This window comes from uncultured Chitinophaga sp. (assembly GCF_937874145.1).
GTDB lineage: Bacteria > Bacteroidota > Bacteroidia > Chitinophagales > Chitinophagaceae > Chitinophaga.
In genome coordinates this window covers 1-6,472 of sequence record NZ_CALNBI010000050.1, presented here as the reverse complement: position 1 = coordinate 6,472, position 6,472 = coordinate 1, and the positions used below count along the sequence as shown (strand labels likewise).

Annotated in this window: 8 protein-coding genes; 5 read left to right on the top strand and 3 right to left on the bottom strand. The window is 55.9% G+C overall.

The genetic code is table 11. The annotated features are described in order from the left end of the window. Both Q0510_RS02325 and Q0510_RS02320 read right to left on the bottom strand, forming a co-directional pair. A partial coding sequence (locus Q0510_RS02325) for a glycosyl hydrolase family 28-related protein (protein WP_298707861.1) occupies positions 1-393 on the bottom strand: 393 nt, incomplete at its 3' end. 62 nt (positions 394-455) lie between these two features. Next, positions 456-965 (bottom strand): DinB family protein, encoded by a 510-nt coding sequence (locus Q0510_RS02320; protein WP_298707860.1) that lies wholly within the window; start codon positions 963-965, stop codon positions 456-458. Between the two features lie 85 nt (positions 966-1,050). On the opposite strand from Q0510_RS02320, the gene Q0510_RS02315 reads away from it, so the two are divergent. From Q0510_RS02315 to Q0510_RS02295, 5 genes are all read left to right on the top strand, one after another. Continuing rightward, on the top strand, positions 1,051-2,937 hold the full coding sequence (locus Q0510_RS02315; RefSeq protein ID WP_298707858.1) for a CocE/NonD family hydrolase: 1,887 nt from the start codon (positions 1,051-1,053) through the stop codon (positions 2,935-2,937). A gap of 31 nt (positions 2,938-2,968) precedes the next feature. Next, positions 2,969-3,667, top strand: coding sequence for a hypothetical protein (locus Q0510_RS02310; protein ID WP_298707856.1), 699 nt, complete (start codon positions 2,969-2,971; stop codon positions 3,665-3,667). A 34-nt stretch (positions 3,668-3,701) separates the two neighbouring features. After that, positions 3,702-4,415 (top strand): FKBP-type peptidyl-prolyl cis-trans isomerase, encoded by a 714-nt coding sequence (locus Q0510_RS02305; RefSeq protein ID WP_298707854.1) that lies wholly within the window; start codon positions 3,702-3,704, stop codon positions 4,413-4,415. A gap of 118 nt (positions 4,416-4,533) precedes the next feature. Further along, positions 4,534-4,977, top strand: coding sequence for an HI0074 family nucleotidyltransferase substrate-binding subunit (locus Q0510_RS02300; RefSeq protein WP_298707852.1), 444 nt, complete (start codon positions 4,534-4,536; stop codon positions 4,975-4,977). Further along, a complete protein-coding gene (locus Q0510_RS02295) occupies positions 4,974-5,300 on the top strand; it encodes a nucleotidyltransferase domain-containing protein (RefSeq protein WP_298707850.1) in 327 nt (108 codons plus the stop codon). Before Q0510_RS02300 ends, Q0510_RS02295 begins: the two co-directional genes overlap by 4 nt. A gap of 116 nt (positions 5,301-5,416) precedes the next feature. On the opposite strand, the gene Q0510_RS02290 is transcribed toward Q0510_RS02295, so the two are convergent. After that, entirely contained in the window at positions 5,417-6,412 is a 996-nt protein-coding gene (locus Q0510_RS02290) for a chorismate synthase (protein WP_298707848.1), read from the bottom strand. Positions 6,413-6,472 lie beyond the last annotated feature (60 nt).

Here is a 6,472-nt window from a genome sequence, read left to right as displayed (position 1 = left end):
GCCCGATCCGCGGAGCACGATGCCCGATTTGCGGATGGTGATGCGTTTGGACTGGTCTTCGTCGGGGCAGATGAGGTACCTGCCGGCCGGGAAGAAGACGATCCCCCCGCCGGGGTTGGCTTCCGCGGCGCGGACGGCCAGTTGGATGGCGTCGTCGTCGTAACGGTCATCGTCCGGCAGCGCGCCGAAATCCTTCACGTTGAATACTTTTTTCGATTGCCCGTCTGGCAGTTCTTTTTCGGAGAAGTGGTACCCTGCCCAGGAGAAGTCTGGCAGCGTGGCGGTGCGGCCGGATGCGCGGGAGGCCACGAACTCTTTCCAGAGCGGGGATTCCTGCGCATGGGCTGCCATCCCGGCGCAGAGGTAAGCGGCAAGGGCGTAGCTGATTTTCATCGTGGAAAAAAATTTCCGTAATACTACCGGTTTTTACCGGCCCGTACTGATAGTATATTGCTTTACAGGTATCTTTCCTTCACTACTTCGGTGTGATGGATGGCATGGCCGATCATGATGAACCCCAATGCCCTGACGCTCACCGGCTTGCCGCTGGCTACGCCGGTGCGGGCGAGCTCTTCTTCGTTCAGCGAGCGGAAGAAAAGATCGGACGCGTTGCGGACGAACTGGAATTCTTCCACCATATCGCTCCATTCGCGGTGATCCACGCGCGCCACGTCGGCAAATTCGTTTTCATCGAACCCCGGCAAAGCGTTGGGGTCTTTCCGGGCGAAGTTCAGGGCGCGGTAGGCGAATACGCGCTCGGCGTCGATCATGTGCTGCAGCACTTGTCTGATCGTCCATTTTCCGGGGGCGTAGGCATGATCGCGGCGCTGGGCGGGAATGGCGCTGAGGAAAGCGAGCAGGTTGGCGGTGTGCCTGCGGAATGCGGTGGTGAGATCGTCTTCGGACACTTTGCCCACGTAGGTTTCGTAAAACGCGGCATACTCCGTGTTGGCGGGTCTGGACATAGATGCTTGTTTGAACACGGAAGTTAGGCAAAATACTTTCATGTGAGGCAGATGGAGTATATTTATCACTATCAATTTAGAAGACATGGTTAAACAGATGATGGCCTTATTCGTGGCCATGCTGGTATTTACCGCCGGCAGGGCGCAGCAGGAACAGGAAACCACCTGGCTGCGCGAGAATTACGACAAACAGGAACTGCAGATCCCCATGCGCGACGGCACCCGCCTGTTCACGGTGGTGTACTCGCCCAAAAGCGCGCCGGGCAAACATCCCATTCTGCTGGAACGGACGCCCTACAGCTGCGCGCCCTACGGCGACGGCGAGTTCCCGAAAATGCGCGCCAGCTTCGCGCATTACCTCCGCAAAGGCTACATCATCGTAAAGCAGGACGTCCGCGGCCGCTGGATGAGCGAAGGCACTTTCGTGGACGTGCGGCCGCATAACCCCGCGCCCAAAAAGAAAGACGTGGACGAATCCACCGATACCTACGACACCATCGACTGGCTGGTGAAAAACGTCAGGAACAACAACGGCAACGTTGGGGTTTCGGGGATCAGCTATCCCGGGTTTTACTCCACCATGGCTGCGCTGAGCCATCACCCCGCGCTGAAGGCCGTGAGCCCGCAGGCGCCGGTGACGGACTGGTTCATTGGCGACGACTTCCACCACAACGGCGCTTTCATGCTCAACGACGCCTTCGCTTTCTACAGCGGGTTTGGTAAACCGCGCCCCCATCCTACCACCGTAGGCCCCACCGGTTACCCGTATCCCACGAAAGACAACTATAAATTCTTCCTGGAAGCCGGCACCTTGCCGCAGATCGCACAGCTGATGGGCGACAGCATCGCTTTCTGGAAAGACCTGTACAACCACCCCGACTACGACGCCTGGTGGAAAGCCCGAAACGTGCGCCCGCACCTGCAGAAACTGCGGCCCGCGATGCTGGTGGTAGGCGGCACTTTCGACGCGGAAGACTGCTTCGGCGCCTGGGCCACTTACGAGGCCATCGAAAAGCAGAACCCCGGCATCAGCAACCGCATCGTGATGGGGCCGTGGTATCATGGCCAGTGGTCCACCAACGACGGTACATACCTCGGCAACGTGCAGTTCGGCGCCAATACGGCCGAATGGTACCAGGATAACATCGAGCATCCCTTCTTCGACCATTACCTGCTGGGCGAGCCGGAAAAAGCCATTCCCGAAGCATCCGTGTTCTTTACCGGCGCGAACCAGTGGCGGACGTTCGACCGCTGGCCGGCTGCCGGCGTGCAGGAAAAAGCGATGTACCTCCAGCCCGGCGGCGGCCTGTCTTTCGACAAACCTGCTGCCGGCAAGGAATACAGCAGTTATACCAGCGACCCCTCGAAGCCGGTGCCTTATATTTCCGACATCCACCATACCCGAACGATCAGCTACATGACCGACGACCAGCGCTTTGCGGCCCGGAGGCCCGATGTACTGGTGTTCCAGACCGGGGAACTGACGGAAGACCTGACGCTCGCCGGGCCGGTGATCGCCGAGTTAATGGCCAGTATCAGCACCACCGACGCGGATTTTATCGTGAAAGTGATCGACGTGTTCCCGGATGATTTCAGTTACGGGGGAACGCCCGCGCCAACCGCCCATCCGCGCTATGTTTCCGCCACCTATCCCATGGGCGGGTACCAGATGCTGGTGCGGGGCGAAGTAATGCGCGGCAAATACCGGGAAAACTTCGCGCAGCCGGCACCGTTCGTTCCCGGGAAAGTGACCCCGGTGAAATTCACCCTGCCCGACGTGGCGCATACCTTCAAAAAAGGCCACCGGCTGATGATACAGGTCCAGAGCACTTGGTTTCCGCTGGTAGACCGGAATCCGCAGACTTTTACGGATATTTACAAAGCCAAACCAGAAGATTTCGTGCCGTCGGATATCAGCATCTGGCATAACGCCGCAAACGCATCGCGGATTTTGCTGCCCGTTTTACCCTGATTATTCATCCAACACGTTAAAATACGCAACTATGAAAGCATTCCTTTTTGCCTGCCTCCTGCTTATGGGCGGCGCCAGCTACGCCCAATCCGAAGCCAACGGCTCCTGGATCCTGCAGCGGCCTTCGCAAGACACGGTGACGATCCTCCTTATCCAGGACGATTATTTCTCCTACACGGATTATACACCCACGGCCTTCCTGCAAACGTTCGGCGGTACCATCAAAACAACCGGCCAGAACATGGATGTGGTATTCGAATTTTCCAGCCATGACAAGGACATGATCGGCGCGACGCGCAACGTGCCCTACCGGATCACCGGCGGCATGCTGACGCTTACGCTGCCGGAAGGCGAACTGGTGTTCAGCCGCGCCACCGAAGCCGCGCCCAACGATCTGGCAGGCACATGGCGGATCACCGGCCGAATGGTGGATAATAACATGTCGGAGATGAAACCCGGTCCGCGCAAAACCCTGAAAATCCTCACCGGCGGCCGCTTCCAGTGGATCGCGATGAACACTGAAACGAAAGAATTTTTCGGCACCGGCGGCGGCACCTACACGTTTGAAAACGGCAAATACACTGAAACCATCACTTTCTTCTCCCGCGACAACAACCGTGTGGGCCGCAACGTCCAGTTCGACGCGAAGGTGGATGACGGAAAGTGGCACCACAGCGGCAAAAGCACCGCCGGAGATCCCATGCACGAAATCTGGAGCCGGATAAAATAATTGGCTATATTGCGCTACAAATTTCAAGCATCGTATGATTTCCAGAAAAAGCCTGTTTATCTGCCTCCTGGGCCTTATGAGCGTCCAGGCTGCCTATAGTCAAAGGAAGAAAAAGAAAGGTCCGGTTGTGCCGCCCCCTCCCGCCCTCGTTACCACGCTCGATTCGGTGTCTTACACCATCGGCAACGACATGGGCGAGATGCTGAAAAAGCAAGGGCTGGATTCGCTGAACCTTCCCCTGCTGTTCAAAGCTATTGAAGATCTTTACAAGGGCGATTCCGCGATGATCACCACCGAAAAGGGAATGAGCGTTGTGAGCACTTACCTGCAGAAGATCAAGGCGGAGAAGGCCGCAAAAGCCAAAGCGGCGGGCGACAAGTTCCTGACCGACAATAAAGCGAAGGAAGGCATCAACACCACCGCCAGCGGCCTGCAATACCAGGTGCTGGTAAACGGAACGGGGCCCAAGCCTACGCTGCAGGATAAAGTGAAAGTACATTACACCGGCACGCTGATCGACGGTACCGTATTCGACAGTTCCGTAGAACGCGGCGAGCCCATCGTGCTGCCGATCACGGGCGTGATCAAAGGCTGGACGGAAGCCCTTCAGCTCATGTCCGTCGGTTCAAAATGGAAGCTCTTCATCCCTTCCGACCTCGCTTATGGCGAACGCCAGGCAGGTGCGAAGATCGCCCCCAACAGTGCACTCATCTTCGACGTGCAGCTGCTGGAAATCGTGAAAGAATAATCTGAAAGGAAGTATAACCCGCTATGGCTGGCCTGTAATCAGGCCAGCTTTTTTTATGCCCGAAAAATTTTTGCATTCGGAAAAAAACTATTATGCGGCCTCATCAAATATCCTTGTTATGTTGGAAAAACCCATCCGCTGGGAACAGCGGTTTCAAAGCTTCTCAAGAGCGCTGCAACGGCTCAAACGCTATATAGACCGGGCGGAAACACTTGACGACCTTTATTTTGAAGGCATGGTAAAATCTTTCGAATTTACTTATGAAATGGCATGGAACACCATGAAAGATTTCCTGGAATCGTATGGCCAGACAAACATTTATGGCAGCCGCAGCGCTATCAAATCGGCCTTGCGATTCAGGCTAATCGACAATGGTGATCTCTGGAGCCAGATGGTAGATGAGCGAAACGACACCGTGCATTCCTACAGTGAAGAAATGGTGGAAAGGATTGTGGGCAACATCAGGCTGCACTACTTTTCATTGTTCCAACAGTTCCAACAAACGATGGAAATGATCCGTGAAGGTCAAATACCTTTTATCATCTTAAAAATTGAAGCATGATGAAATTCGGGCTTTCAGAAATTGTTATGAACAAACTCTTCGGGTTCTTCACCGCCATACCGGAAATCGAAGAAGTCATCTTATATGGTTCCAGAGCCATGGGAAACTATTACGCAGGATCCGACATCGATTTAACACTGAAGGGAGAAAAGCTGGACGGCGCCATGCTGTGCAAGATAAAATCGCTGATGGAATATTTAAACCTCCCATACTTCGTCGATCTTTCCCTGTACCGCAATATCCGTAACCCTGATCTGGTGGCGCATATCGACCAAAAGGGCCAAACACTTTTTATGAATTACTGGCGCAGGCGGGAAGATTGAAATCAGGTTGGGAATGCGATACGAGTTTCCAACAGGAAGGCAACGGTATCATATTCCCATAAAAAATCCCGGACTCCTTGCGGCGCCCGGGACGTATACGAATTTGGTGTATTGACTCAGGAAAACACCCTCGGCCGGCGTTGCTCCAGGAGCATGAAATCCGCCAGCACCATGGCTGTTACGGCTTCCAGTACCACGGGCACGCGCAGCGCGATGCAGAGATCGTGGCGCCCTTTCACAGAGAAGGTTTCCACTTCTCCCGTCGTGATATTCAGCGTTTGCTGTTCTTTCGGGGTGGAAGAAGTAGGTTTCACCGCGATGCGGAACACCAGCTGGTTGCCGTTGGTGATGCCGCCCACCACGCCACCGGCATGGTTGGTGGCGGTTTTGCCTTCCATATCGATGATGGGATCATTATGTTCCAGCCCTTTCATCTTCGCCGCAGCGAAGCCAGACCCGAACTCGATCCCCTTCACCGCCGGAATGGCGAACACGGCATGCGCCAGGTTCGATTCCAGGGAGTCGAAGAAAGGTTCTCCCAGACCGATGGGCAAACCGTCGACCCGGCATTCCACGATACCGCCTACAGAATCCTTGGCTTTGATGGCTTCTTCCAGCCCCTGTTCGGGATCGGCGATGCCGCCTACTTCGGTGATCTCCGCTTTCACGGACACCCCTTCGCCCAGGATCTTCTTGGCGATCACGCCCGCCGCCACGAGGTTCAGGGTCAGCCTGCCGCTGAAGTGCCCCCCGCCGCGGTAATCCTCGAAACCGCCGAATTTCTTCGACGCTACGAAGTCGGCATGCCCCGGCCGCGGGAACTCCCGCAACTTGGCGTAATCCGCGCTGCGGGTATTGTTGTTCTCGAAAAGGATCGTGACAGGTGCGCCGGTCGTCCGGTCGTTGAACACGCCCGATTTCAGGAACGGCAGGTCGTCTTCCTTTCGCGGCGTAGTGCCGCGCGCCCCGCCCTTGCGGCGCTCCAGGTCGGCCAGGAAGTCTTCCTGGCGCAAGGGAATACCCGCGGGTACACCGTCGATATTGACGCCCACGCTCTCCCCATGCGATTCCCCGAAAACATTCACCCTGAATAATCTGCCGAAACTGTTCATGTTGTTAGTGTTTTACGGTTTCCCCTTCCGTTACCACCGATGCTCCCAGCTGTTGCAGGG